Source organism: Streptomyces sp. B6B3 (genome assembly GCF_039871525.1).
GTDB lineage: Bacteria > Actinomycetota > Actinomycetes > Streptomycetales > Streptomycetaceae > Streptomyces.
Map to the genome: position 1 here is coordinate 1 of NZ_JBDPLU010000038.1, position 26010 is coordinate 26010.

Annotated in this window: 21 protein-coding genes, 1 pseudogene and 1 riboswitch; of the genes and pseudogenes, 11 read left to right on the forward strand and 11 right to left on the reverse strand. The window is 70.8% G+C overall.

Features of this window, described 5'->3' with window-relative positions:
* Positions 1–260: 260 nt before the first annotated feature.
* Entirely contained in the window at positions 261–899 is a 639-nt protein-coding gene (locus ABGB06_RS37770) for a hypothetical protein (protein ID WP_347599633.1), read from the reverse strand.
* An 802-nt stretch (positions 900–1701) separates the two neighbouring features.
* Here ABGB06_RS37770 and ABGB06_RS37775 point away from each other — a divergent pair.
* The 3 genes from ABGB06_RS37775 to ABGB06_RS37785 all read left to right on the forward strand — a co-directional run bounded on the left by ABGB06_RS37775 (position 1702) and on the right by ABGB06_RS37785 (position 3456).
* A complete protein-coding gene (locus ABGB06_RS37775; protein WP_347599636.1) occupies positions 1702–2493 on the forward strand; it encodes a hypothetical protein in 792 nt (263 codons plus the stop codon).
* Positions 2494–2809: 316 nt separating this feature from the next.
* The gene (locus tag ABGB06_RS37780) at positions 2810–3202 is read left to right on the forward strand and encodes a hypothetical protein (protein ID WP_347599639.1); all 393 of its coding nucleotides are present in this window, start codon (positions 2810–2812) and stop codon (positions 3200–3202) included.
* Complete coding sequence (locus tag ABGB06_RS37785; protein WP_347599641.1) at positions 3199–3456, forward strand: hypothetical protein; 258 nt, start codon at positions 3199–3201, stop codon at positions 3454–3456. The genes ABGB06_RS37780 and ABGB06_RS37785 overlap by 4 nt, the downstream gene beginning before the upstream one ends.
* Before the next feature lie 247 nt (positions 3457–3703).
* Here ABGB06_RS37785 and ABGB06_RS37790 read toward each other — a convergent pair whose 3' ends face one another.
* The gene (locus tag ABGB06_RS37790; RefSeq protein WP_347599643.1) at positions 3704–4231 is read right to left on the reverse strand and encodes a DUF6233 domain-containing protein; all 528 of its coding nucleotides are present in this window, start codon (positions 4229–4231) and stop codon (positions 3704–3706) included.
* A 311-nt stretch (positions 4232–4542) separates the two neighbouring features.
* Between ABGB06_RS37790 and ABGB06_RS37795 the strand changes: the two genes are divergently transcribed.
* A complete protein-coding gene (locus ABGB06_RS37795; protein ID WP_347599646.1) occupies positions 4543–4932 on the forward strand; it encodes a hypothetical protein in 390 nt (129 codons plus the stop codon).
* 864 nt (positions 4933–5796) lie between these two features.
* On the opposite strand, the gene ABGB06_RS37800 is transcribed toward ABGB06_RS37795, so the two are convergent.
* From ABGB06_RS37800 to ABGB06_RS37830, 7 genes are all read right to left on the reverse strand, one after another.
* Complete coding sequence (locus ABGB06_RS37800; RefSeq protein WP_347599649.1) at positions 5797–6405, reverse strand: hypothetical protein; 609 nt, start codon at positions 6403–6405, stop codon at positions 5797–5799.
* Entirely contained in the window at positions 6384–6773 is a 390-nt protein-coding gene (locus tag ABGB06_RS37805; RefSeq protein ID WP_347599651.1) for an ATP-binding protein, read from the reverse strand. The genes ABGB06_RS37800 and ABGB06_RS37805 overlap by 22 nt, the downstream gene beginning before the upstream one ends.
* A gap of 288 nt (positions 6774–7061) precedes the next feature.
* Positions 7062–8426 (reverse strand): Mu transposase C-terminal domain-containing protein, encoded by a 1365-nt coding sequence (locus ABGB06_RS37810; protein WP_347599654.1) that lies wholly within the window; start codon positions 8424–8426, stop codon positions 7062–7064.
* A gap of 134 nt (positions 8427–8560) precedes the next feature.
* Positions 8561–9850: an ATP-binding protein gene (locus tag ABGB06_RS37815; RefSeq protein ID WP_347599657.1), complete on the reverse strand. Its 1290-nt coding sequence runs from the start codon at positions 9848–9850 to the stop codon at positions 8561–8563.
* Positions 9851–10777: 927 nt separating this feature from the next.
* Complete coding sequence (locus tag ABGB06_RS37820) at positions 10778–12652, reverse strand: condensation domain-containing protein (protein WP_347599660.1); 1875 nt, start codon at positions 12650–12652, stop codon at positions 10778–10780.
* A gap of 788 nt (positions 12653–13440) precedes the next feature.
* On the reverse strand, positions 13441–14472 hold the full coding sequence (locus ABGB06_RS37825; RefSeq protein WP_347599663.1) for an ATP-dependent DNA ligase: 1032 nt from the start codon (positions 14470–14472) through the stop codon (positions 13441–13443).
* Positions 14473–15015: 543 nt separating this feature from the next.
* Complete coding sequence (locus tag ABGB06_RS37830) at positions 15016–17322, reverse strand: hypothetical protein (RefSeq protein ID WP_347599666.1); 2307 nt, start codon at positions 17320–17322, stop codon at positions 15016–15018.
* A 388-nt stretch (positions 17323–17710) separates the two neighbouring features.
* On the opposite strand from ABGB06_RS37830, the gene ABGB06_RS37835 reads away from it, so the two are divergent.
* Complete coding sequence (locus ABGB06_RS37835) at positions 17711–19528, forward strand: C2 family cysteine protease (RefSeq protein WP_347599669.1); 1818 nt, start codon at positions 17711–17713, stop codon at positions 19526–19528.
* The gene (locus ABGB06_RS37840; protein ID WP_347599672.1) at positions 19444–19845 is read left to right on the forward strand and encodes a hypothetical protein; all 402 of its coding nucleotides are present in this window, start codon (positions 19444–19446) and stop codon (positions 19843–19845) included. Before ABGB06_RS37835 ends, ABGB06_RS37840 begins: the two co-directional genes overlap by 85 nt.
* A 71-nt stretch (positions 19846–19916) precedes the next feature.
* Here the strand turns inward: ABGB06_RS37840 and ABGB06_RS37845 are convergent, their stop codons facing one another.
* A complete protein-coding gene (locus ABGB06_RS37845; protein ID WP_347599675.1) occupies positions 19917–20660 on the reverse strand; it encodes a LysR substrate-binding domain-containing protein in 744 nt (247 codons plus the stop codon).
* Positions 20661–20720: 60 nt separating this feature from the next.
* Here ABGB06_RS37845 and ABGB06_RS37850 point away from each other — a divergent pair, with 60 nt between their 5' ends.
* On the forward strand, positions 20721–21149 hold the full coding sequence (locus tag ABGB06_RS37850) for a DUF5997 family protein (protein WP_347599678.1): 429 nt from the start codon (positions 20721–20723) through the stop codon (positions 21147–21149).
* Between the two features lie 223 nt (positions 21150–21372).
* Here the strand turns inward: ABGB06_RS37850 and ABGB06_RS37855 are convergent, their stop codons facing one another.
* Positions 21373–22410 carry a WYL domain-containing protein gene (locus ABGB06_RS37855; protein ID WP_347599681.1) on the reverse strand — a complete coding sequence of 346 codons (1038 nt, stop codon included), beginning with the start codon at positions 22408–22410 and terminating at the stop codon, positions 21373–21375.
* Positions 22411–22506: 96 nt separating this feature from the next.
* Here ABGB06_RS37855 and ABGB06_RS37860 point away from each other — a divergent pair, with 96 nt between their 5' ends.
* The 4 genes and pseudogenes from ABGB06_RS37860 to ABGB06_RS37875 all read left to right on the forward strand — a co-directional run.
* A complete protein-coding gene (locus tag ABGB06_RS37860) occupies positions 22507–22908 on the forward strand; it encodes a Rid family hydrolase (protein WP_347599747.1) in 402 nt (133 codons plus the stop codon).
* A 186-nt stretch (positions 22909–23094) separates the two neighbouring features.
* On the forward strand, positions 23095–23643 hold the full coding sequence (locus ABGB06_RS37865) for a GNAT family protein (RefSeq protein ID WP_347599684.1): 549 nt from the start codon (positions 23095–23097) through the stop codon (positions 23641–23643).
* Positions 23644–24317: 674 nt separating this feature from the next.
* Complete coding sequence (locus tag ABGB06_RS37870; RefSeq protein WP_347599687.1) at positions 24318–24533, forward strand: hypothetical protein; 216 nt, start codon at positions 24318–24320, stop codon at positions 24531–24533.
* A gap of 974 nt (positions 24534–25507) precedes the next feature.
* Positions 25508–25657: pseudogene (locus tag ABGB06_RS37875) on the forward strand (GNAT family N-acetyltransferase); the annotation flags it as partial.
* Between the two features lie 281 nt (positions 25658–25938).
* A riboswitch (guanidine-III (ykkC-III) riboswitch) is annotated at positions 25939–26001 on the forward strand.
* Positions 26002–26010 lie beyond the last annotated feature (9 nt).

Consider the following 26010-nt stretch of genomic DNA (forward strand, 5'->3'; position numbering starts at 1 on the left):
GTCTCCTCCGGAGACACGACGCGCCGCCCCTACGGGGCGGAGAGCCGCCGGCCGCTCCGCGGCCCGGCTCGGGCGGGCCCGTTCGCTCCGCTCACGGGCGGTGCTCGGTTGGGAGGGCCGGCCTCCGGCCTGGCCCTCCTCGCTGGAGGCCGTGCGGGGTGCCAACTTCGGTGTTGAGCTGGGGCTTTCGGTGGTGGTGCGGGTCGGGCTGGTCGCGCTCCGCGCTTCCAGCCCTCGCCCGTGGTGACGGGGAGTGCTGGCTACGAGGTGGGGGTGCCCGACATGAGACCAGCGTACACCCCGTCAGGGGACGAGCACCAGAACCGACGCCACGTCAGCGCGTGGTCTGTACCTGTAGACCATTTCCAGAATAGGAAAACGCGGTGAAAAGCGATGACGCCCGAAATTGAGATTCGGCACGGAAAAACGGTGATGGAGGAAACTGGGAAGGCGCGATATTCGTGTTGGGAAATCGCCCGACCGGGTTCGCGGGAATGGTAACTGGCGCGATGAATGGTCGGAAAATCGCCGCTGGAATCCACGAGCGCGGCCCGTAGGAAGGGGGGTGATTCGACGCCGAACGCCAACTCGGATGCTACTGAGAACAACTGACGCCCCACCGCTGAAAAACCCACGCCGCCCACCACCAGGGCCACGGCCAGGACGAGGACGTCGACGACGACCAGGACCATGACGCCGGCGACGACCGTGCCGGCGCGCAGCAGCTCGCCCACCACCACGAGCACCACCAGGACGACGTCGACGGCCACCTCGTCGACGTCGTCCACGACGTCCTGGCCGACGTCGACGACCAGGAGCACGAGCACGACCCGCGGGCCGGTGGCGAGCCGGACGAGCCGGCCGGCCCCGCGGCCGCGCACCAGCCACCCGAGAACCACACCAGCCAGACACCACAGCTCCGAGGACCGGGAACCGGCCCCGAGCCCTTCTCACAGACCCTCAACAGCCCACAGCAGCCCGCAACCGCCCCCACCGGCGCCCCTGCCCACCACAGCACGCAGAACCCGCTCCAGGGTGTGCTCAGGGTCTGCTCCCAGGTATGCGCAGGGCCTGCTTCCCCAAGCACACCCCCACCCCACCCCACCCCACCAGCCACAACACCAGCCCAACGACGAGACCAACCCCAAAAACACACCCGAACGAGAAACACCTCGACAAGCACACGGCCAAACCACCCCAAACCGCACACCCACCCATCCCCCCACCCGGAACCCCACCCCACACCACCAGACCCGACGCCAAAAGTGCCAGAGGTGCCTCGGTGCCACCCACTCCGTGGAACGGAGCCAAACCCCCGCCCACCACAGACCCCCACCCAGGAAACACACCCACACCCACCAGACGGGCACAGCCACGACACCAACCACACCCACCAGACAGACCCGGCGACCGACACACAGACACCCACCAGGACAGGCCCAGCCCCGGACCACAGCGGCACCCACGGCGAGCCGACGGCCGAGCCAGCAGACACCGGGCAGACCCGAGCGCGGGCCGCGGGCTCGCGCGCCAGGGAAGCGGCCGGCGGCATGCCTGCGGCCAGGACGAGGCGGCACGGGCGGAGGCGGAGGCGGCCAGGACCGTCGAGACGAGGGCAGGCCGGCGGGGCGACGGGGACGGGCAGGCGCAACACTTGGCTGCATTTCGTGGTCAAATGTCTACAGAAAGTGAACATCTCTGGTGGAGGGAAGGTTCCAGGACACGATGTACTGCGTGTACCGGGACGACACCCAGGATGGCGAGCTGTGGTACGCGGTGAACGCGTCCGACGGCAGCGGCTGGAGCGATCCCATGCGGATCCCCAACCAATCCAGCAAAGCCGCACCGGCCATCGCGGTGTTCAACGACCGCTTGTACTGCCTCTATAAGGCCTCCGACGGCCCCGAGCTGCGCTGCATCAGCTTCGACGGCACCAGCTGGAGCAAGTCCGAGAAGATCCCCGGGCAGAAGACCAGCACCGGGCCCGGTCTGGCGGTGTTCAACGACACCCTGTACTGCGTCTACCAGGCCTCCGACATGGACCCGGAGATGTACTGGACCACCTTCGACGGCGAGTCCTGGAGCGAAGGTCATCTGATGGACGGCAAGCCGGGAAAGTACCAGAAATGCTTCCGCGAGCCCGCGCTCGCGGTCTACCGCGACGAGCTCCACTGCGTCTACCGGACCAACCAGGACTCGCGGGATCTGTACCACACGCGATTCGACGGCACGACCTGGGACGAAGGCTTCAAAATCGAGGGCAAGAACAAATCCGACGACGGCCCCGCACTGGTCGTGTACCGCGACAAGCTCCACTGCGTCTTCCGCTCGTCCGACTCAAGCGAAAACCTCTACCACATGTCCTACGAAGGCACCTGGAGCTACGCCCGGAAGCTCGACCAGGTCAGCGCCCAAGGCCCCGGCCTGATCACCCGCTACGACCCCGACACCGAGGAGGACCAGATCCTCTGCGTACACCGCGGGGGGTCGTAACCCCGACCGGCCGCCGAGGGTCCGGCGAGGCGTCACGCGGCTCGGAGGCGGCCCTCGCGGGGCGCGGCGGGGCCAACGGTGAGGTGGACGGCGGTCGGTCACGGGGGGGCTCCCAGCTGTGGTGTCGTTCGGCGACGCCCGGGCGGGCGCGGCGTGGTGGGCCGGTGGCGAGGTCGGGAGGGGCGTGTGTTGGTTCGTCGTGCTCCGAGGCGTGCACCCACGTGCGGCCCCGATACGGGGTGAGACATGGCCTCGGGGACGGCGTGGCGCGTACCGTAGACGATCCAGAGCGGCTGGAGTCGGAGGTGGTCAGGGGATGTGCGCGCAGCCCGCGGAGCCGGTACGGCCGGCGTGGCCGACCCGCTCGCCGTACCGGATCGAGCCGGACGAAGGGCCGCAGAGCATCGCGGAACTCAAGACCGCGCTGGGGCCCTGGCCCCAGGAGCTCGCGGCGTTCACCGCCCGGCTGGAGGCGGTACCGGTAGTCCAGCATCTGGAGCGGATCCGGGACCTGGTCGCGGAGTACCGCATGGTGTGGCTCTCCCGCACCCACCCCGCCATCCGCGCCGCCGAGAACGCTGCCGCCGAGCGGGACGGGCCGGACCCCGAGGGCGTGTTCTCGGACGAGGTGTGGGCCGACTACGACGACGACTTCGAGCTGCGCCCCGACGCCGTGATCCGCGCCGTTCTCGGTGACCCGACGCGGTGAGCTACAAGGTCACCTACCTCCCGGACGCCCGCCGCGGCATCGGCGCCCTCACCCAGGCGCAGCGCCACGCCGTCATGGCCGCCGAGCGGGGCGTGCTGGCCACCCGCCCCAACCAGGTGGGCGAGGTCATCGAGGGACGCGGCCCGAACGCGCTGCGCCGCCTGGTCTTGGAGAAGGCCCGGGTGTCGATCGGCTACCGCGTCTACGAGGCGGTCGTCCATGTCGAGATCGTCTGGCTGATCGGCCACCCCTGATTCGAGGTCTCCACGGAGACGCCGACGAGGGCGGCCGTCACCGTGATCATCAGCGGGCCTCCGGCCAGGGCCCGGGCCGCCGTGGTGGTAGCGGGTCCGATTCTCAACGATCCCGTATACAGTCGCACCTCGCCCGGCGTGGCGAACCTCGCTTTGACCAGCAGCGACACCGTGGCGAGGGTGGTCCGTTCTTAGTGGAACCACGGAATGGACCACCGATTCGACCACGGAATGAACCACGGAATGGTCAGCCCGGCGCGGGCGGGCGACACACCGCGCAGGCGACCACGCCGCGGGCTTCCCGGGCGCGGCGTACCTGCTCGGCGCTGGCCGGCGTCGTGCGGCCGGTCGCGGCCGCGCAGTCCCCCCGGTGGGCCACCAGCCCGCAGGCGGCGTCGAGGCGTTCCTCCAGCAGCCACGCCGGCCGCCGGCCCGGACGCTCGGTGGGCACTGCGGAGAAGTCCTCGCCACCGATCGGGGTGCAGACCTCCATCGGGACCCAGCAGCGCAGCGGCGCCGGCTCGGCAACCGTCCGGCCGGGCCCGAGCTCGGTCCTCGCGTACAGCGGGAGCTCGATCTCCACCCACCAGCCCTCCGGGAACCGCCTGCGGCGGACCAGGCCGACGTCGAGGGCCGGGCCGGCGTGGTCGTCGTCGAGGTCGTCGCGGTAGCGGGAGCCGGGCTCGGGCCGCCACCCGGTAACCGGCCGGCGCTGGGAGTCGTCGCCGGGGTCGTGGCTGATGCAGGGTCGTTCCGCGCTACGGCGGCGCACCACCTCGTCCCAGGGTTCCGGGAGTCGGTGGGCGCTTCGGCAGTCGGTGCCTCCGCAATGGTTCACGCGCGTGGCCTTTGGTGATCTGCCGCCACCCGGCGCGCGTGGAAGAGGCACGTCGTCATCCGCCGCCTTCACCACCCCATACACCAACCACCGCCCCCCTCCCGCTTCAAAAAGCCCTGCAATCTGACCCATGAATTGATTACCGAATATTCCGGACGGGTACCGATACCCGGGCACAGATGACGTGCCCCGGGCCCGCACCCAAAGTATTGGGCTAGAGACAGATCTGAGCTTAGAGGGAGAGAGCCATGCTGTATTTGGTCGTGTTCTACAACGACACGGATCAAGTGATTCAGTTCAGGAACACGGAGACCCCGGGCGACAACCAAACGGTCCAGCCACGCAGCATGTTCCGAACACAGAACCACTTTGACATCCCCGATTGCAGCGACGAGAAGTACTTCGCCAGCCATCACATGGAGATCACCAATTCGCAAGGTGATTTCCTCTTCAGCTTCTGGGGAGATGACCACAAAAACTACGACCTGTACTACTGCCCCAAACTGGATTATTCCAGTAGGGCGAAGATGCCCGGCGGGGCCGCGGAAGGCGGCAACCACAGGAACGTGGGCATCGTCCTGTCAGGCAACCCCGACGAGTACACGATTCTGGGGCGGCCCGTGCAGAACAACGTGTAGTGAGCGACAACCTCCCCATCCTCTGAGGCAACTCCCCGAAGGGGCAGGGCCCGTCCAGCGGGGCCCCCCCTCCGGGCGGCACACCACCTCGTCCCAGGGTTCCGGCAGGCGGTGGGCGGCACGGCAGTCGGTGCCTCCGCAGTGGCTCACGCGCGTGGGCCTTTCGTGGTCGGCCGCCGGCCCGGGTGCCGGGGCGGACGCCGGCGCGCTGACGCAGAAGCCGCCGATGTGCTGCGGCCGCCCCGCCGCGCGCAGCGGGGTGGGCTGCCCGCACAGCACACGCGCCGCCGCCGGCCCGCGCACCAGTTCCCCGTCGGCCGCACGGTCCGCCTCCAGCTCCACCGCCTCCGACACGGACGGGGACGGTGAGGGCGCGGCCGCGGCGGGTGCGAACGGCCCGTCAGGGGCCGCTGGCGCGCCGGAAACCGGTGCGTCGGCCCCGCGAGCCGGCGGCGCATCGACGGGCGGCTGGAGGGCGGGCTCGCGACTGCCCGGCAGGGCCTGCCGCGGCGCGGCGACCACCGGCCCTCTCGCCGGGTCTCTCGCTGGCCTGGTCGCCAGTCCGGTTTCCGGGGCCGCGGGCACGCCCGAGGCGGTCGCCGTGGTGCCCAGGTGCGCCACCGCGTGCGTCGGACCCGCGAGCAGGTCCAGCGGTCGGATCTCCCAGTGCGCGGCCAGCCGGTCCACATCGCCCAGCGTCCACTCCGCACCCTGTGTCGCGGACAACCGCCGACTGAGCTGGCCCTGACTGATGCCCAGACCCACCGCCAGCTCCCGCTGGCTCTCCCCCGTGTGCGCCCGCACCGCCGCGACCGTCAACCGCAACAACTCCGAAGTCCCCATCAGCACAGCTCTATTCTCTCATCAGTGATGAGTAATGCTCATCACTGATGCCTCCGTACGCCGTCCTCCGGGTCGCCTGGGGCATCTGGTCGGCGGGGCATCTGGTCGGCGGCGTTGAGACGCTCCAGCGGCGGTGCTGCCGTCGCGGTGGCGGGTGGCGCGCCACTCGCACGGCGTGCCGAGGGCCTGCCGGAACCGGTCGTCGCTCCGGGCGCCACGGGCGCCCGGGGGTCCGGAGGTGCCCAGCCGGCTGAAGGCCCAGCGCAGGACCTCCTGGTCGACGCGGGTGCGGCCGATGCGGTCCAGGCCGATGCGGACATGGGCCGTGATCGGGGCCCAGTTGCGGAAGTTGCCGTGGGCGGCGTGCCGGTCGGCGAAGGCGATGTCCTCAGGTTCGGCGTGTTCCCACACACCGTGGAACAGTGGGATGACCTGCAGCACCTCGTCGGGGGTGAGGCGGGAGAAGTGCTGCCAGATGAAGATCCGGGAGGAGAGCATCGGCTCGCGGCGCAGCACGGTGTGGGCGCCGTCGCCGCCGACGAAGACGATCGCGAGTCGGGTGGCGGGCTCGTCCCACAGGTAGCGGAAGTACTCGAATGTTTCCCCGTTCAGCCACTGGGCCTCATCCACGACGACGGTGCGTGGCTGCGTGCGAGAGCGGTCTTGAGTAGGTGGTCGAACTCGCTGGGGTGGCGGGGTGGTTCGCCTGGCAGGTCGAGTGCGGTGAACAGTTCGTGGCGCACTGCGCGGGCGGTGGGGCGGGAGCGGAAGGTGATGCGGCGTACCTCCTCGCCGGTGTCCTCCAGTTCGCGCAGGCTTGCGTTGACCGCCAGGGTCTTGCCCAGGCCGGTTCCTCCGTGGACGCACATCATCGCCCGGGAGGTGATGGTGTCGGTGAGGTTGTCCCGGGCGGCGAGCAGTGCGCGGGTGGCGACGATCTGGGCGCCGGGCAGCGCCAGGTACTGGTCGGCGGCGGGGGACGGGAGCGTGCCGGTCATGTGGTTCCTTCCCCAGTGTTCGGGCCGGTCCGGTGCGGCGTGCGGGTTCCCGGAAGACGGTCCGAGGCTCGGGACGGGGAGGGGTTCGGGGTGCGCCAGGTGGCGGGTGAGGGGTGGGCGGGATCAGATCGGGCAGGGCGAGCGCGGACAGATCGGCCCCCTCCTGCGCCGCCAGTTCGCTGTCCGCCTGCGCCGCGGTGAGCGCGCCCAGGCGCCTGGGCGCGCTGGGGTTGGTGGTGGCGGCGTAGCGGGGGCGGCGTAGTTTCTCGACCGCCTCCAAGTCGGCTTTCAGGCGGCGGGCCCGGGTGGCGCGGGCGCGGCGCACGGCGGTGGTCTGTTCCCCGGTGGCGGCGTCCGCGAGGTGGGCGCTGCCCAGATGGCGGCCGGTGGCCGGGTCGTGACCTCGATGGCGTGGTCGTGGTGGGGCATCCAGCGCACGCGGATCTTCCGGCCGGCCTGGCCGGTCATCCATGCCGCGGCGTAGTCGCGGCCGCGCCAGCGGATTCCGCGTGTGGTGAGTTTCCGCACCCGGCCGTCGTCCTCCAGGGTCAGCGCCCACAGGTCGTCCAGCGGGGTGGGGTCGGCCTGCCACGCCTCCAGCGGTGTGCGCCCGCCCAGGGGGACGGGCCGGTGTTCGGTGTTCCACCACTCCACCCAGCCCAGCAGGTCCGCGGTGAAGGTGGCGAAATCCATCAGCCGGGCGCGGCCCGGGTTCTTGCGGGGGCGCTTGCCCGGGGCGGGAGCGCGGACGTAGCCGGGCAGGGCAACCAGATGCATGCGCTCCACCGACCGGTTCAGCGACTCGACCGTGCCCTTCAGGTGCGGGGTGTACGCGGGAAGGTCATCCTGGGTCGCCTTCAAGGCACCCAGCGCGGCGGTGACAGTCTTCGCCAGGAAGTCTTTCCCCCGATCGATCGGCACCTGCTCGGGCAGGCCGCCAAACGGGCCGTACGGGTCCTCCCGCAACACGGCCGCCCGCAGTGCGGCCAGCACCGCATCCCGCGACGGTGTGTGCGGGGTGACGGCCACGCCCATGACCGCACGGGTCGCGCAGTCGATGAACCAGGTGATCCACGGCCGGCACGCCGTGCCGTCGACATCGACCAGGACCGGGGCCCGGACGTGGTCGCCCTCCCAGCAGGCGTTGCGCCAGCGGGCCGGGCGGGCCAGGAAGACGTCCTTCTTCCGCGCAGCCCGCTCCCCCGCCGTCAGATCCCGGCGTATCGCCCGGCGCAGCGTCGTCAGCGACGGCACACCCGAGACCGACCCGCCAGCGGCCGGCCGCGACGGTGACTCGGTGTGGCCGTCTCGGGCGTCGTTCTCCGGGGCATGCGTGCCCTCGCGGTCGGACCGGGCACGCGCGGTGAGCTCGCGATGCACAGCGGTGACATTCCCGCCCCACAGCGCCAGCAGCTGCCGCACCTCGGGAGTGACGGTGAACCGGCTCGTGTTCCGGGTGCGCGAACCCGGCTCCACCGCAGCCGTGGGGTTCTTCTCGGCAGCGGCCAGCCAGCGCCACACCGTTCGCTCCGACACCGCCAGGCACTCAGCGACCAGCCGCACCTGCCCCGTCGACAGTGGCCCGCGTTCCCGCAGCGCCAGCAACCGCCGTACCGCAGGCCCGCGCAGCGAGCGCAGCGCCAAGCCCTCCACAACCGGCACGCTGGGAGAGCCAGACGGGAAGTCAGGCGGCATGAACGAGTGAGACGACACAGGCGGCAACTCCTCGGCGTAAGCGTGAGATTGCGGGGGACGCGGTCACGGCTCCCGCAGGCAGGCACACACGGTCAGACGGATGGGGCCAGCCGGGTCAGCAGGCCAGCCAGCAAGCTCCGGTCGGCCACCGCGTGCCGGGCGTCGTGCAACGCCGTGTGCAGGTGCCAGGTCAGCGTCGACCACGTACGGAAATCCCCCCGCGCCGCCTGCTCGTCCGCCCACGCGACGTCTGCAGCGCCCACGGCTTCCCACAGCGGGTGGATCGCGGCCATCACCCCGGGGACCTCCTCGGGGCCGAGCCGGCCGACCTCCTCCCAGTCACCCACTCGGGAGGCCAGCGACGGCACCCGACGCACCGTGCGGTCACTACCCGCCCCGCACAACACCAGCGCCATCCCCGTACCGGGGTGGTCCCACAGGCTTCGCAGATACTCCAGACACGGCCCCGAAAGCCGCTGCGCCTCATCCACCGCCAGCACCCGCGGCCCGGCCAGCGCCGCCGTGATCGCTTCGTCCGCCCGCGCCGAGGCATGGGGGAACCGGCCCCGCACACCCAGGGCGTCGAAGACCGCCCGGCGCAGCTGTGCCACCGAACAGCCCACCGGCGCCACCACCCACGCGGCCCGCGCGCCCAAATCACCGGCCAGCGCGGCACGCATCGCCACCGTCTTGCCCCGCCCCGGATCCCCGAACACCACCACGATCCCGCCCATGGCCGCCGCTCCCGTCACCACGGCACGCACCCGAGCCACCGGCGCGGTCTCCACCATCCGGCCGCCCGGCGGCATCCCCTCCCCCACCACCGCGTCACCGCTGGCCACCTGCCGCACGGCACCGGCACTCGCCGGGTCATGCCGCCGCCCGCCGGCCCGCGTGCTCTCCTGCGCCGGCAGGGGCCCACCCAGGTCCTCCAGCGCCTGACGGCGCTGCCGCGCGGCCGTGGCCTGACGCACCACCCTGCGCGGCGGCAACAACCGCCCCACCGCCCGATCCCGCTTCACCGCCCGATACACCGTCTCCCGCGACGGCACCGACACCCGGTCCGAAGCGGCCCTTTCCAGATGCCGACACAGCGCCGCGACATTCCCACCCGAAGCGGCCAGCACCTCCCACGCCTCGTCCGGAATCTCAAAACGCGACCGCGACCGCGGCCCGGTACGACCCTCCGAACGAGCCGCGTCCAGCCACCGCCACACCGTCCGCACATGCACCCCCGCCAGCTCCGCCCCAGCCCGCGCATGCGCCGTCGTCAACACCCCCGAGCGGTCAAGCTCAAGGAGCCGTTCCACCAGAGCAACCCGCCCCACACCCGCAACCGCACCGGCACCGGCACCGGCTTCCCTGGCTATCCCGCCCGCCACGCCACCCCTCCACCTACAACATCACCGGCCGTACCTCACCGATCACACCGCAGCGACCCACAAACACCAAATCCACCCCCCACACGACAGCAACCCACCCCGTCACCACCGCCTCATGACAGCGAAACGCCACTGCCACGTCAGTCACCCCAGAGCCACCCCCTCCCCCGCAACCCCGAAAGAGCAGACCACCCCTGACACACCACCACTGACACACAAACGACCACCCATCACTGACATCAACCCGCCCCATCGCATACACCCCGTCAGAAACCAGGCGTCAGAACCGACGCCCCGTCAACATATGGTCTGTACCTGTAGTCATTTCCCGAATAGGAAAACGCGACGAAAAGCGATGGTGCCCGGAATTGTGATTCGACACAGAAAAACTGTGGTAGGGAAAACCCGGGAAGACGCGATATCGCGAATGGCAGGAAATATCCTAACCGGCTTCGCGGGAATGGAAACTGGCGCGATGAATGATCAGAAAACCGTCGCTGGAATTCACACGAGCGGCCGGCAGGAAGGGGCGTGATCAGATTCCATCGCCGATCCCCATACCACTGAAACCAACCGCCGAACTCCACTGAAAAATCCACGCCGTCCACCCGCCCACCGCGACGACCACCACCTCGACTAGGACGAGGTCGACGACGACCAGGAGCACGACGCGGCGCAGTACACCTGCCCTCGATGGGGCGCCGTACGGGTTGAGAGGCCGATGGTCGGAGGTGCCGCCGTAGGCGGAAACACCGACATAGCCACCCCACATCCCAAAAGACCAGCAAACCCCAAGCTCAAAACAAGATCACACAGCGACTACGGCGCTACGTCACAGTTTCCTCACTCGTCACCCCTTAGCTGTGGTACAGCATGGCCCGCGCGGCAGCCTGCTGACGGCCGCTGGTGTCCTACCTCGATCTCCTCTCACTCTTCGCCTCCTGGGCGCAAGTTCGCGGCCAGGCTGCGGAGGGGTGCCAGGCCGGCGCAGTCCCGCCAGTGCAGACCGGCGTAGCCAAGCTCGGTCAGATAGCGGAGTATCGCGGGTATCTTCAGAAAGTCCCCGCCCAATTCGGCATAGGTGGCGGACATGTCCACCGTGCTCTCGGGATGGAATCTCAGGAACGCATCGGCCAGCAGTATTTCGCGCTCGTCGGAAGGGTTCGGAGTAGGCGCTCTCGTGTCACCGGTAAACGATTGTCGGTCCAGCCACGACGAGAGTTTTTCCGGACAGGGCGGTGCCTTTGGGCAGACGATGATGCGATCAGGCGTCGCGACGGCAGCATTCCAGGAGGCTCGCATCCGGACGTGCCCGCGAACGTCGTTCACGTCCCACGCATCGGTCGTGGTCGCCACGCATGCGATCAGGTCTCCGTTGGAAACGAAGGCCCTGGCGGTGGCCACTGCCGGAGGTTGTTCCAGTATGTGACGCAGGGAGTTCAGGTTGACCCAGGAACCGTGGTGCCTGCCCCATCCGGGCCGGTGCCATGGTCGTGCCACATGCACCATCCTGGCCAGCTCCCCGACCTCGGTGCTGGGCGATTCCGCCATGGCTTTGGCGACTCGGGAGTAGGATTCCAGGAATCGGATCGCCTCGCCGCCAGAGACGAGTTTCGCCGGGGCCTTGAAACTGACTACGCATTGGGTGTCGTCAGGCTCTATGTCGATGAATGGGATGGGAATACGCCCCGCGCTGTTGCGCTGCTCAAATCTCTGGCCTGACTCCGCCGGCCGGCCCCTTCGCTCGGGGCCCGAGAGGTCGCCTCGGTAGTTGAGGTGGATCGAGCTCTCGACCAGGGCTCCCCGGGACGCGGATTCCCGGGCTCTCGTCGCCGTCAGGTCGGACCACCGGATCTCGCTCATCTCGTAGGACCGTAGGGTGGCCTTGTACGTTTGCCTGAGCAGTTCCGCGGAGGTCCAGGACCTGTCGAGGTCTAGGTAGACCTCGGTGTCCGTCGAATAGTGCCCGACGCTCCGGGCGAGCTTTTTAGAGAGCCGTCGCGCGAACGCCGACCGCACGGCGGTGTGGTCGTTCTCGGTCCAGGAAGCGACCACCACGAGCAGGGCCGCAAGGAAAACGGAGGAGACGGGCACCCGTGACGCACCCGCGGCTTCCCAGCAGGAGCGCTCCATCTCGGCGTCTTGCATGGTCGTGTCGACGGCATCGTCTTCCTCGCCGTTGGGATGGTAGACGAACGGGACCATCACACCGGGCCCGCTGGAAACGGCCTGCCGCCAGTGTTCCGAGACCTTCCGGCCCCGATCCGAGCGCGATCGTGCCAGTTCTTCCGTCGCCTGGTCGATCGGGTGCCAGTCGATCTCGGGAAGCCTGGCCTGTCGGCCTTCCAGCCGGGCGGCGAAAATTTCCGCCAGTTCGGACCTGATGATCGTGGTGGAGTAGCCGTCCGATGCTGCCTTGTGAAGGCAGATAACGGCGTCGGTCACGCGCTGTCCCGCCACGGACAGCACCACCACAGCCGAGGTCTGTGCCAGCTTCTCCGCGAGGCGCGGCATCAAGGCGGTGCCGGACGTGGCCTCGGTCGTGCCGACGACGAAGGGATCGAGGCCGGAGAACTCCAGCACCTCCTGGTAAGGGGTGCCGAACGCGTCGGAGGCGAAGCGGGTCCGCAGACTCTCATGCCGCTCCAGGAGAACGGAAAGGTCCAGCTTCATCTCCTCGACCGTCACGTCATCCGCCACGTCAAGAACGATTGTGTAATACATGGGCGGATGGAGGGCGCACACGAACCAGCGGCCCTCCTGGCTTGCGCCGAGCGGTCCACGACGCTGAACGACAGGCATGCCCGAGCTCCTTTCGGTCACGTTCGTCCATGCGATTGTGGCTGACTTGGTCCGGCTTTGGCTGTCCCTTGTTTATGGTGCCCCGTGGGGGGATGAGGGCCCCGACGGAGGTGACCGCGCGCCAGCGGGCCTGGGCGGACTCGACGAGTTTGAAGGCCATCACGAGAGCTGCGGCCGGGCTACCGGCACCGCGGGGGCCCTGGTGCGGGCATGGTCGTCGGGCACACGCCGCAGGAGATGACAAGGTAGGCGTCACGTCGGGTGGCCGGTGTCGCCGCAGGTCGGTGGGTGCGCAGGGTCTGCTCTGTGGAGTAGACCCTGCGCATACCCAGAAGCACGCCCTGCGCGTACCCCGGAGCGCTGGCTCCGGGAGTGATCCCGGATGATCGCCCCAACCGGTGCGGTAGAGGTCGAACGCGGTCCTGCACAGGTCCGTCGGGACGGTGTTCTCGACAGGTGTCGACCTCCACGAACGGTGACGGGTGCCGCGGGGTGAGGCCGGCTCGGCGAGCTCGGCCGCCTATCCGTGGCCTGACGCTTCGTAGCGGCTGGCGATCGCCCCCAACCAACCGTGACTCGACATCGCGATCCCACCGCCTACGCTTCGAGATGCTGGTTCCTAGGGTGTGAGCATCTCCGACGACGAGGAGAAGGAAGAGGGCGAGCAAGAATCTGACCCTGAGAATCCAGACGACTCCGACGACAGCTGAATCAGCCGAGGACGGGCGAGGTTCAACGGGATGCAGCCAGGAGTCCCGGGCGCGGCAGGGACGAGGGGCGGGCGAACGCTAGCCGGCCGCGGGGTGGTTGCCGGCGCCGAACACCGGCACGTCGACCGGGGCGAGGTCGGGGCGCAGTCTCTGGAGACGGACTGGGTGGCGCCAGCGGCCGGCCCTGTCCAGCGCGACGTCCGCGCTGATCTCGGCGACCAGCTGCGGGTCGACCAGCACGGCGCGCAGGGATTCGTGGCTGCCCCAGCCGACGGAGAACCTGACGCCCTGCCAGGGGTGGCCCGGCCCGGCCGGGGCCAGCACGGCAGCGAGCTGCTCGGCGAGCGACGCGTTCACGGTGGTCGTGCGGCCGGCGTACCGCAGCCGACCCACACCGCCGCTGCCGCCGTCTTGGAGGCGGCCGAGGAGCACCGAGCTGGGGCGGGTCAGAGAGCCGGTGACGGCGCCGATGACGGCCTCGGTGGTGTGCCGCACTCGGTACTTCCGCCAGCCGCGTGTACCGGGCCTGTAGGGCGCGCTGAGCGGCTTGGCCACGAGGCCTTCGACACCCACGGCCGCCCACTCCAACCACCTCCGCGCGATGGCCGGGTCCGTCGTGGACGGGCACAGCGTCCACGGCGGTCCCAGGTCGTACCCGGCGAACAGTTCCTCGAGGGCGGCGCGGCGCTCGGAGTAGGGCCGCGGGAGGTAGTCGACGCCGGCGTGGTGCAGGAGGTCGAAGACCACGAAGTGCGCCGGCACCGCCGCAGCCAACCGCCGTGCGGTGTCCGGCCGGCGTCCCAGGCGTTCCCCGAGCCGCTCGAACGCCAACCGGCCCTCCTGCCAGATGACCAGCTCACCATCCAGCACCAGATCGACATCCGGCAGCGCACCGGCCGCCGCGGCAATATCCGGGAACCCTGTCGTCAGGTCCGTACCGTGCCGCGAACGCACGACCACCCCACCACCAACTGATCGGGCCACGAATGCCCGGTAGCCATCCCACTTCGGCTCCCACGCCACACCCTCACCAACACCAGCACGCGGCAGGTCCGCCACAGGCGCAGCCAATATCGGCTCACGCGGAATCCGCACCACCACACCCACCACCCTGCCCTCAAGGTCTAGGTCACCGATTTTGAGGATGCCTACCTGTCACATTCCGAGGCGCCGCGTTGTCAGAAGGGTGAGACAGAAATGCAGCGACCCGCAAAGGGCCGTTCCTCTAGTTTCTCGGGGAGTCATCGTGACACGTACGAAGAAGTTCATCGCAGCGCTCTGCCTTGCCCTTGGCCTCGTAGGCGCCATCGCTACCCCGGCCGTGGCCGACAGGCAAAAGCCTGGTCCCGGCTCCGACGCCGAGCCCTTCGGCAACACCAAGCCGTGACATCGCAGGCCCTGATCTGAGGCTTCACGATGATTGGGTGGCGCGGCTTCGCGGAGTTGCTCGCGTGAGAGAAGGCGGTGCCCCTGCCGCGGGGCCTACAGTCGGTACTCCTGGTGATCACCCAGATGGCAGCGAATCGCCGGATAGAACCGGTGCCGCTCCGCGGCATTCGGCCCCATCGAGCACACGCTCGGCGGGGCCGAGGAGAACCTCCCCCCGAACGAACCACGGCGTCCGTCGTGCCGGGGTGCGGTCCCGGAGGCGGATCAGCCGAGGTCGCCCCAGCAGTGGACCTCGCCGCCGGTGACCACCGCGCAGGTGTGCTGCCAGCCGGCTGCCACGGCGTTCACCGGTGGGAGGCCCGGGACGAGGGTGGGTGTGTGGCGGTCAGTGGTGGTGTGGTCGCCGAGTTGACCGTGGGCGCCCGCGCCCCAGCACCGCACCCGGGCGTCCGCGCCGAGGGCGCAGGTGTGGTCGCCGCCCGCGGTCAACGAGCCGACCCCCGCGAGGCCGGTGACCGCGACCGGGGCGGGGCGCGCGGTCGTCGTGCCGTCGCCGAGCTGGCCGTGGGCGTTCACGCCCCAGCAGCGGACCTCGCCGCCGGCCACCGCCGCGCAGGTGTGGTCGGCGCCCGCGGCCGTCGCGGTGACGCCCGCCAGGCCGGTGACCGGGACGGGCTCGGGGCCTGCGCCCGCCGCGCCGTTGCCGAGCTGGCCCTCGCCGCCCCAGCCCCAGCAGCTGACCTCGCCGCCGTCGGCGGCCGTGGCGCAGGTGTGGCCGCCGCGGGTGGCGAGGGCGCCGACCGAGGTCAGCCCTGCGACGGCGACCGGCTGCGCGTGGGCGATGGCCCCGCCGCCGACGCCGCCCGGCACGCCGAGCGGGCCGCCCACGAAGTTGTGGCCCCAGCAGAAGACCTGGGCGTCCGCGCCCGCGGCGGCGCACGTGTGATGGCGGCCCGCCGAGGCGGCGGCGATGCCGGTCAGGCCCTCGACCCGGACGGGCGCGGGGCGGTCGGTCCAGGTGGCGTCGCCGAGCTGGCCGAGCTGGTTCCAGCCCCAGCACCACAGCTGCTTGTCCTGGGTGACGGCGCAGGTGTGGTCGCCGCCCGCGGTCAGGGACACGGCGGGCGGCAGCCCGGCGACCGTGACCGGCTGCTCGCGGGGCGCGAACGTGCCGTCGCCGAGCTGTCCGCGCGTGTTGTCGCCCCAGCAGCGGACCTCGCCGCCGCCCACCAGCGCGCAGGTGTGGGCCGAGCCGGCGGCGAGCGTGGTGGCGCCGGAGACGCCGGGCACCGCGCGGGGCGAGGTGACGGGGGTTCCACCACCCAGCAGAACGGGGACGGGGGTGGGGCGGATCGTGGTGGTGCCGTCGCCGAGCTGCCCCTCGTTGTTGAACCCCCAGCAGGTGACGGCGCCGCCGTCGCCCACCGCGCAGGTGTGGTCCGCTCCGCCGCTGACGCTCACCGCCCCGGCCGTGCCCGCGACCTCGACGGGCAGCGGCTGGTGCCGGTGGCTGCCGTCGCCGAGCTGGCCGAGGCCGTTGTGCCCCCAGCAGCGCAGCGGCCCGGCGGCCACCACCGCGCACATCTGGCCCGTTCCCGAGGCGGTGCTGATCGCGGTGGCGGGCGGCAGCCCCTGGACGCGCAGGGGAGTCGCGCTGTGCAGGTCGCTGAAGATGGAGCCGGGCGGCTCCTGGCCGTCGCCGAGCTGGCCGAACGCCCCCCAGCCCCAGCAGCGGACCTCGCCGCCGGCGAGCAGTGCGCAGGAGTTGCCCGCGCCCGCGACCGCGATGGCCGTGGCGCCGGTCACGCCGGCGACGGGCACCGGGGTCGCGCTGGCACGGTCGGGGTCGTGCGGCTCGTTCTGCACACCGCTGCCGAGCTGGCCGAGCTGGTCCCAGCCCCAGCAGTGCGCCGTGCCGTCCCCGCCGAGGGCGCAGGTGTGGAACGCGTCTGCCGCCTCGACCGCGGTGACGCCGTCGAGCCCGGTTACCGCGACCGGCAGGTGCCGGTCGGTCGTGGTGCCGTCGCCCAGCTGGCCCCGGTCGTTCGCGCCCCAGCAGTAGACCCTGCCGCCGGTGACCACCGCGCAGGTGTGGCCGCGGCCCGCGGCGATCGCCGTGGCGCCGTCGAGCCCGGTTACCGCGACCGGCAGGTGCCGGTCGGTCGTGGTGCCGTCGCCCAGCTGGCCCCGGTCGTTCGCGCCCCAGCAGTAGACCCGGCCCGCGGTGGTGAGGGCGCAGGAGTGGTCGCCGCCGACGCGCACCGCGACGACGTCCGACAGCCCCGGCACGGCGACCGGGGAGAGGCTGCGCGCGGTCGTGCCGTTGCCCAGCTCCCCCGAGCCGCCCGCACCCCAGCAGTAGACCTTGCCGCCGGTGACCACCGCGCAGGTGTGGCCCCGGCCGCCCGCGACGGCCGTGGCGCCCTCAAGCTGCGCCTCGCCGCCGGCGGTCGTCGCCGCCGCGCCCACGGCCCCGTTCACCGGACTCACCGGCGCGTCCGCGCTCGCGGCCCCGATCGGTCCCAGCAGCACCTGCGCCAGGATCGCCACCACCCAGACGATCCGCCTCACCTGGCACACCCGTTTCACGTGTCTCTCCATCCGTCCGACACGCCACCGCCGTTGCGGCAACGGGGGTCATTCCAGGGGCGGTTGCTGGGAGAGAGCTGTGAGGAGGCTGGGACGCCGCTGGGCGTTCGCTGGGCTCGCGGGACGCGTGAGCCGCTACGGCGCGACGACCGGCTCCTGGGCCGCCGGGTGTCGCCCGCCATGAGGGGGGCGTCGGCCAGGGTGTTCCGCTCGACCAGGACGAGGGCGATCGGGCCCAGCTCGGGGAGCTGCGCCGCACGCTGCGGGAGATGGCCGAGGCGCTGAACGCGGACGCCGGCAGGTGGGACTCCCACGCCGACGGCCTGGACGACCAGGCAGCCGGCCGCGGCAACGCGGAGGGGGCGGGCGGGTGACGTGGCGGGGGTTCGACGCCGGCCGCATTCGGGACCTGGCTGGAGAGTCGCGGGCCTGCGGGGAGTCCGCGCGCGGGCTGCACGGCCGGCTGGCCACCGTGCTCACCGACGCGGAGGCGCGCCTGGACGGTGCGCCGGCCACCACCCACCCCCAGTTGGAGAAGCTGGTGGGCACCGCCGGTGACGCCTGGTGGGAAGGCGTGCTCTTGGTGCCGACCGACCCGACCGACCTGCCGGGGTCCCTCCACGGTGAGCTGGCGGACACGGCCGATGAGATGGAGCGTCGCGTGGCCCAGCTGGAGGGCTGCCGTGAACTGGTCGAGCAGGGCTACACCATCGACCCAGCGGTGGTCTTCGCCGGCGAGGACCCTCCGGACGCGGAAGCAATCGACGACGCCGTGGAGGCCCTCGGCGCGCTCGCCGAGGTCGGATCGGAGGGCAACCGGGAAGACCTGCGCGAGCTGCAGGAGCGGCTCGACGGGCTGACCGACGCCGAGCTGGACGCCGTGATCACCGCGGTCCCGGAACCAGACCTGCGCTGCGCCGACCTGGTGGGTGCGGACTTCGAGTTCATGGGCATGGAGAGCGGCCTGCCCTACCCCGAGCGTCGCGAGCACTTCAGTGGCATCCTCGCCCGCGTGACGCCTGCCAACGTGAAAAAGCTCCGGGGTGCCTGGTTGGAGGTGGAGCCCAGTATCCTCGACAGCTCCGCCGCGGAACGGGGCGAGGTCTCGCACTGGGCGGTGCCCCCGGCCCCGCTGTTCGGGGAGGGGATCTCCGGCGACGACGTCACCCAGGGCCGGCTCGGGGACTGCTGGTTCCTCGCATCGCTGGCCGCGATGGCCGAGACAAATCCGCCGTTCGTCCGCGAGGGCATCCGGGAGAACGCCAACGGGACGTTGTCAGTGCGAATCTGGGACGAGGTGGGCAACGCGCAGTGGGTCACCGTCACCCGGGACCTGCCCGTGCGGGAGGACGGCAGCCCCATCTCCGCCATGGGCACCGACTCGTCCTGGGCGGCCTACTACGAGAAGGCGTTCTCCATGGTGTACGGCGATGACGAGTCCGGCCTGCCGGCCGGGTCCTACGGCGCCATCGAGGGGGACTATGAGGAGCAGGCCCCGCCCTACCTCACCGGGTCGACCGCCACCGAGTTGGAGGGCTATGACGCGGTGCGCGAGACGTTCGAGTCCGGTCGTCCCGTCGTGGCGGACACCCCGTCGGACGGAGAGCCCTCCTCTGACTGGCAGGGCTCCTATGCCACCAACCACGCGTACTACGTCGAGGGGATCGCCGAGAACGGCGACCTGATGATCGGCAACCCCTGGGGCCCCGAGCGCGACCTCCGCGTCACGCCGGACGAGTTCGAGCAGTACTTCGAAACCCCCCGCGCCCTGAACCTCCCGGGAGTGAACACCCGTATGCGTCCACGCGACACCTCCCTGACGACGGCCGCGGGCACCGTGCTCCTGCTAGCGACTCTTCTCGCCTGCGGCTCGGCCGGCACTCCCCCGGCCGACGCCGGCCCCGAGTGCGACGGCCAGACCAGAACGCCGGCACGCACGTGCTGTTCGGAGGTGCCATCGACCTGCCTGGCGGTGGCGCTCTCTTCTACGACCCGACCAGCACGGACGGCCAGCACCGTCAGGCCGTCGTCTTCGCCGGACGCGAGCCCAGCGACCAGCGCGAGAACGCGACCTGGACGGTCGACCCCGACGACGAGTTCACCGTGGCCGGCCACACCTACACCGTCGCCGAGGTCTGCACCTACCGCGTGGTGCTCATCGCCCCCGACGACCTCGCCGACACCCTGACGCCGACGCCGGAGGAGGGCGACAGCATGGACTGGCCACTCACCCAGGACGGGCAGTGGACGCTGCCCGCACGCATCCCCGACCGCCGCCGCGGCGACCACCCGCTCACCGTCATCGTGACGGACATCCAGACCGGCCCGACCCACGCGGACATCTCCGTCCGCGGCGCCGAGGACGCCTTCTACTCCGGAGTTCGCGAGGGCGACACCGTGGGAATCGCGGGCCGACTCTGGAAGATCGAGACGATCACCCCAGGCAATGACGAGTCCGGCGTGGACAGCGGCAGCGTCTCTCTGTCCCACATAAACCCAGCATGATCGCCGGTCGAACGCAGAGCGTCCAGTCACGCCCTCCCGCTCGCCGGAGGGCGATGGGGGTGCGGGTGGGGCTACGACCTGCGGCCGGGCCTGCCGCGCCGGCCGTTCCTGGGGCCGCCCGCGCCGCGCCGTACGCGTCTTCCCGTGGAGGTCCGCCGCCGGTCTTCCGGTTCGGAGCGCTCGCGCTTCGGCTGGGGCGGGGTCGGACGTCCCCGCCAGCTGTTGACCGTCCGCCCGCGGACGATCCCGATGAACTCCTCGACCAGGTCAGTGGTCGCGGCCTCGGGCCAGGACAGGGCGACGCGGGACTCGGGGGCGTCGGTGACCGGCCGGTAGGTGAGGTCTCTGCGGTGATGGAGTCGGGCAAGCGATTGCGGGACGACGAGCAGGCCGACCCCGGCCGCGACCAGCTCGACCGCGTCGCGCGTCGTGGCGGGTCGCTCGAGCGCGGGCCGCCCCGGGTGGCGTTCCCACGCGAGGGTGTCGTCGAGCGGCTGCAGCACGATCTCGTCGTCGAGGTCCGCTGCCGAGATCTCGTCTGCCGCGGTCGTCACGTGATCCTTGGGGACCACGACGACCGTGGTCTCGGTGTAGAGGGGGATCGCATGAAGGTCCGTGCGGTCGATCGGCAGGCGCAGGAGAGCGGCGTCGGCACCTCGGTCCCGCAGGATGCCGGGTGCCTCGGCGGCGGTCACCATGGTGAGGGTGAGGGGAATGTCGGGCAGCCGCTCGTTCCAGATGCGCACCCATTTCGTGGGCGTCACGCCGGGGACGTAGGCGAGCCGGAAGGGGTCGGGTGCTTCCTGGCCTGTCACCGTGCCAGGCTATCCGGTCGCCTGCAGCCGGACTTCCGCGTGCCCGATAGTGTGGGCATCATGAAGTCGCGCCAGACCTCCCAGACGATGAAGCCCGCGACCGCGGCGAAGAAGCTGGGTGTGTATCTCCAGGCCACCCCCGCCGCGTTCCAGGAGGGCGTCGTCTCGCGCGAGGAACTGGGCGCGATGCAGGCTGATCCACCGGAGTGGCTGCGGGAGCTACGGCGCGATGGGCCCCACCCCCGGCCGGTGGTGGCGGCGAAGCTGGGCGTGTCCATCTCCGGGCTCGCTCGCGGCGGCGTCACCGATCCACTCAGCACCGAGCAGATCGAGGCCCTGAAGCAGGAGTGTCCCGAGTGGTTGCGTCGGGAACGCGCCACCCAGGCCGAGGTCCGCAGGGAAGCCGCGCGCGTCAAGGAGAAGGACGGGGAGCAGGCCGGCGGGAAGGGTGCGGCGCGCGCCGAGCAGCCGCGCCGGTCCCGCTCCTGAGCCTCGGCCGACTCTCCCCCCGTCGCGTCTACCATTTCTGGGCTCGGTACACCTGTTGTGTTGGCGAGTGTGGGGTCTCCCGTGGGCGCGTCGGCCACCACGGTCGTCGGCACCGGGAACGCTGCACACGACGCCAGGTGCGTCCACGACGGATTCCCGCTGACCTCCCGGTCAGAAGCGGGTCACGCCCGGGCCGTGGGGGGTGGCCGTGGGTTCGGCGGGGTCAGTCGAGCCGTTCGGACACGTGTCGTGGTAGGTCGGACCCGGCGAGGTCGGCCGGCTCCCCGCGGGAGGACGCTCCGTAGCTGCTGGCGATCGCGGCGGCGCGGTTGTGCAGGGAGTCACGCAACCACTGCGGGGCCAGGGCTTCCGCGTTCGTGGCGAGCTGCCACAGTGCCCATTCGGCGTGTCTCGGATCCTGGAAGGTCGCCTCAAGCCGCAGCCAGCCGTCTGCGTCGGTTTCTTCGGCGCGGATGGCCAGCGCGGTGTCCGCCAGGTCCTCTCTCCGCGCCGGGTCCACCCGCACCAGCACGGTGACCTGGTCGCCGCCGGTCCGAAACCGCGTGCTGCGTTCCTGCCAGGCCCGGTCCAGATCCACCCGGTCCGGCCGCTGTGCCGGTTCGGCGAGTTCCTCGGCCGCCTGGATTCGGGACAGCCGGTAGGTGCGGTCCGCACCAGACCTCATGGCCAGCAGGTAGCCCTGGCCGCGTGCGGTGACCAGGCCGATCGGGTCCACCGTGCGCCATTTCGGGGGCTGGTCGACGGCCGCGTAGTGGATGCGCAGTTTGTGGCCGGCGAACACCGCGCGCCGGACCGCGGTCACGATGGCGTCGGGCAGTTCCTCGGCGACGAGCCGTCGTGAGAGGAGGTCGGTCTCCGGGTCGATGAGCAGTCGCTGAGCCGCGCCGGCGGCCGTGGCCCGGTAGCTCTCGGGCAATGCGTCGACCACCTTGCGCATGGCCGAGGCGAGCGCCGAGCCGAGGCCGAACGCCTGCGCGCCGCGCCGGGATCCGGCGACCAGCAGGGCGAGCGCCTCGTCGTGGTTCAGGCCGGTGAGCTCGGTCCGGAGCCCGGGCAGCAACGCGAACCCACCGTGCCGACCGCGTTCGGCGTAGACCGGGACCCCGGCCGCGGACAGCGCCTCAATGTCGCGCAGCACGGTGCGGGTGGACACCTCCAGTTCGCGGGCCAGCACGGCCGCGGACAGCCGGCCGTGCTGCCGCAGCAGCAAGACCAGCGATACCAACCGGTCGGCGCGCATACGCGAACCCTACCGAATACATGACACTCGGTGTCGTGATTCGTTGGGAGGCTTACTCGCAGCACACAGACCCATCGCATGCGAGAGGTGATCCACATAGCACACGCCATTGTCAACCCGGATGGTTTGCACGACCCGGTCCCGCTGGGCTACAGCCACACCGCCGCTGTCCCCGCGGGTACGGATCTGGTGCTCGTCGCGGGTCAGTACGGATCCGGCCCGGACGGCGCAGTGAAGTCGACCGACTTCGCCGAGCAGGTGGAGCAGGCATTCCGCAACGTCGGCGTCGCTCTTGCCGCCCATGGGCTCGACCTCAGCCACGTCGTCCAGCTCAGGACGTACGTGGTGAACCATGACGTCAGCAAGCTTGGGCCGATCGCCGGGGCCGTGCGGGAGGTCTGGGGTACGAAACCGCCCACGCAGACCCTCATCGGTGTCGCGAGCCTGGCCACGCCCGACCTGCTGTTCGAGGTCGAGGCACTCGCCGCCCGGCCGTAACTCGCCGCCGCCCGCGTCCGGGCTGTGCAACCCGGCGCGGGCGGCGGTCTCTGACGGGGTTGGCGTCGCAGTGTGAACGGCGCCCCATCCGGCACGGGGGTCCTGGCAACACGCCGCTCTGGCGAGGGACCGCCACCAGGTCCTATGGGTTTGCCGCCGTCCAGCCCGGTCGGATAGGAAGCCTGCATGCTGAAGGGCGACAAGGTCGGGCTCAGGGCCCGGCACGAGGACGACATCCCGATCCTGCGGGCCGAGCTCTACGACGACGTGGTCAACGCCTCGCGGGCCGAAGGCGGGCGGCCGTGGCGGCCGATCACGCCCGGCTCGAAGGATCCGCGGCTCGTGGTGGATGACAAGGAGCAGGGACACGTTCCGTTCTCCGTGGTGGAGTTGGACGGCGGCGGCGCCCTGGTCGGCACTGCGACGCTGTGGAACATCGACAACCACAACCGGTCCGCGCACATCGGGCTCGGTCTGTTGCCGTCGGCCCGAGGCAAGGGTTACGGCACCGACGTGGTCGCGGTGCTGTGCCACTACGGTTTCGTCGTGCGCGGCCTGCAGCGGCTGCAGATCGAGACGCTGTCGGACAACGCCGCGATGTTGCGTTCCGCCGAGCGCAACGGCTTCGTCAGGGAGGGCCTGCTGCGCTCGTCGGCCTGGGTGATGGGTGAGTTTCTGGACGAGGTGCTGCTCGGGCTCCTCGTACAGGACTGGAAGCCGCACTCGCGGGGCTAGGCAACTCGCCCGACGGTCGGGGCGGACCGCGGAGCCCAGGTGCGTGGCCATCGGGACGACCGCGCACCGCCCGGCGACCGCGCGTCCAGGTTGGTGGTGCGGCCGGCCTGGTGGCGTTACCTGCGCCGCCGGGATCAGACACCGACCAGCTCTGCCGCTCTCGTGCGGGCTCCGGGTGGGTCGTCGACGCGCACCGCGTCCACTCACCGAACCAAGCGTCGCGTCGAGGCCGGGCTGGCGGTTCCGCTCGCAGGGGCGAATGCGGTCATCGTGGAGCACGTCGCAGGCTGAGAAGACGGGCGCGTCCATGATGGGCGCGGTGCGGGGTGGCCAGGTGCCAACGGCGCCGGTCGGCTGCGTCAGGGATCTTGGAGCACGGTGCGGCATCTCCGAAGACGCACGAGCAGCCGGTTGGAACACGACCGACGCTCCACGCACCTGTCACCGGCTCGCCGGTGTGCCTCACGCCGGGCCCGTGCCGGTGTCCCGGTCACGATCGGCCTACTGATCGACCGCGGCAGAACCGATTCGGCGTACTCCGTTGGGTGCGGGCTGGGCGTGGCCGGGATGCGTTGTCGTGAGGTTCGCCCGCACGCTGGTTACCCATGGCGTCGAACGCGAGCGTGTGCGCTCGCCGCCGTCCGGCCGCGTCTCGGGAGTATCAGGAGAAGACGATGGATCTTGCGTTCTTCCTCGAACAACTCAGTCCGGAGAATCGGCGATGGATGGAGAGCCAATCGCAGGAGGTGCAGCAGGGCGTGGCGAACCGGTGGGGGCAGTCGCTGGGGGGAACTCTGGAGACGGCCGTCGGGCTTCACACCCCGGATGTGGGAGAGAACGCCTCCTCGGCCGACGACCTGGTGGCCAGCGAGCGTGCCGCGGACGCCTGACGCGGTTGGTGGCGCGCTGTCCCGGTGCGCCGTGCAGGCCGGATGCCGATAGCGCCCCGGGCGGAGTTGGTCCGTCGTCGCGGGGGCGTAGGAGTGGTCGCGTGCGGGTGGGGTGGCGATCCACTGGTGGGGTAGTTCCGCGTGGGGCGTTCCGGCGGCGTGGGCGAGGGCGTGGCCGAGCAGTTCGAACCCGAGGTTGGGGTGGCGGGCCGCGGCTTGTCCGGCGGCACGTGTCGGGCCTGATGGAGGAGTTCGCCCAGGGGCGTCAGGGCCGATCTTGCCTGGTGCGAGCGAGTCGGCGTACAGCAGCCCGGTGACGCCAGCAGCCCGGCGACGCACTCGGCGACCGAGCCGTCAGGCGCGTCAGCCAGGGTTGACGCGCTGTTCGAGGAGCGTGAGTGCCTGTTGCCCGCCGACGGATACCCTCGACAGCATGTGCCCATGCGGCGTCATGACCTCGCCGCGAGCCATGCTGGACCTGGCCGTGCGGATCTTCCCCGAGACCGGTTACCGGCACGTCGACGACCTCACGTGGACCTGGTCTCTTCTCCGCGACCGGAACGACGAGCACCCCACGGCCTTCTGGGCCCATCAGGACCGGACCGTCGCCTGGGCCTGGCTCGACCGATCCGACAACCTCCTGCTCCAAGTCGATCCGGCCTTCCCCGATCTGGTCGACGAGGTGCTCGACTGGGCTCTGCTGACGGCCTCCGGGCCGGTGAGGGTCGATGTCGCCGGGACGGAGCGCCACCTGGTGGCCGCTCTCGGGCGCCGCGCCCACCTACCGCTGTTGAGCACACCTTCGTGGTCGCGATGGGTCGCGGGTTCACGGGTCTGCCGAACATGCCGTCGCTGCCCCGGGCTACACGATGCGAATCCAGCAGGCGCACGGCGACATCGCTGGGCGAGTCGCGGCACACGGCGCGGCGTTCGGCTCCACTCGTATGACCACCGAACGCTATGCCCGCATGACGATGAACTGGCCCTACCAGCCGGAGTTCGACCTTGTCGTCACCTCCTCCCGCGGTGATGCCGTCGCCTACTGCCAGGGCTGGTACGACGAGACCAACCGCGCCGGAGGGTTCGAGCCGGTCGGCACCCATCCCGAGCACCGTGGGCGCGGCCCGGCACGGGCCGTCTGCACCGCGGCGCTGCACGCCTTCGCTCGCGCCGGGGGGCGGCGTCCCGTCGTCTGCTGCCGAGGCGACGCCGCCTACCCCGTCCCCAGGGGGCTTCTATGCGTCCATGGGATTCGTCCCCTACGCACGCACCCACACCTACCGCGTGACCTCGTAGGCCGAGGCCCCTGCCGATTACCGATCTGCGGGAAGAGCGGTCACGGGGCGTCAACGGCGCGAATGCGAGAGGTCACGGCCTGTTATGCGTGGACGTGCGAGGATGGTGGGCAGAGCCCGAACGGCTCCTGGACGAGGCGCGCCGTACCCAGCCCACGACAAGACGGCGCGAGGGGTTTGTC

What these genes read in the sequence shown, in the direction of transcription:
- ABGB06_RS37780 (WP_347599639.1), top strand. Translation starts at nt 2,810, where the DNA reads ATGTGCGCGCAGCCCGCGGAGCCGGTACGGCCGGCGTGGCCGACCCGC.
- ABGB06_RS37795 (WP_347599646.1), top strand. Translation starts at nt 4,543, where the DNA reads ATGCTGTATTTGGTCGTGTTCTACAACGACACGGATCAAGTGATTCAG.
- ABGB06_RS37805 (WP_347599651.1), bottom strand. Translation starts at nt 6,773, where the DNA reads ATGACCGGCACGCTCCCGTCCCCCGCCGCCGACCAGTACCTGGCGCTG.
- ABGB06_RS37820 (WP_347599660.1), bottom strand. Translation starts at nt 12,652, where the DNA reads ATGCCTGTCGTTCAGCGTCGTGGACCGCTCGGCGCAAGCCAGGAGGGC.
- ABGB06_RS37850 (WP_347599678.1), top strand. Translation starts at nt 20,721, where the DNA reads ATGAAGTCGCGCCAGACCTCCCAGACGATGAAGCCCGCGACCGCGGCG.
- ABGB06_RS37855 (WP_347599681.1), bottom strand. Translation starts at nt 22,410, where the DNA reads ATGCGCGCCGACCGGTTGGTATCGCTGGTCTTGCTGCTGCGGCAGCAC.
- ABGB06_RS37865 (WP_347599684.1), top strand. Translation starts at nt 23,095, where the DNA reads ATGCTGAAGGGCGACAAGGTCGGGCTCAGGGCCCGGCACGAGGACGAC.
- ABGB06_RS37870 (WP_347599687.1), top strand. Translation starts at nt 24,318, where the DNA reads ATGGATCTTGCGTTCTTCCTCGAACAACTCAGTCCGGAGAATCGGCGA.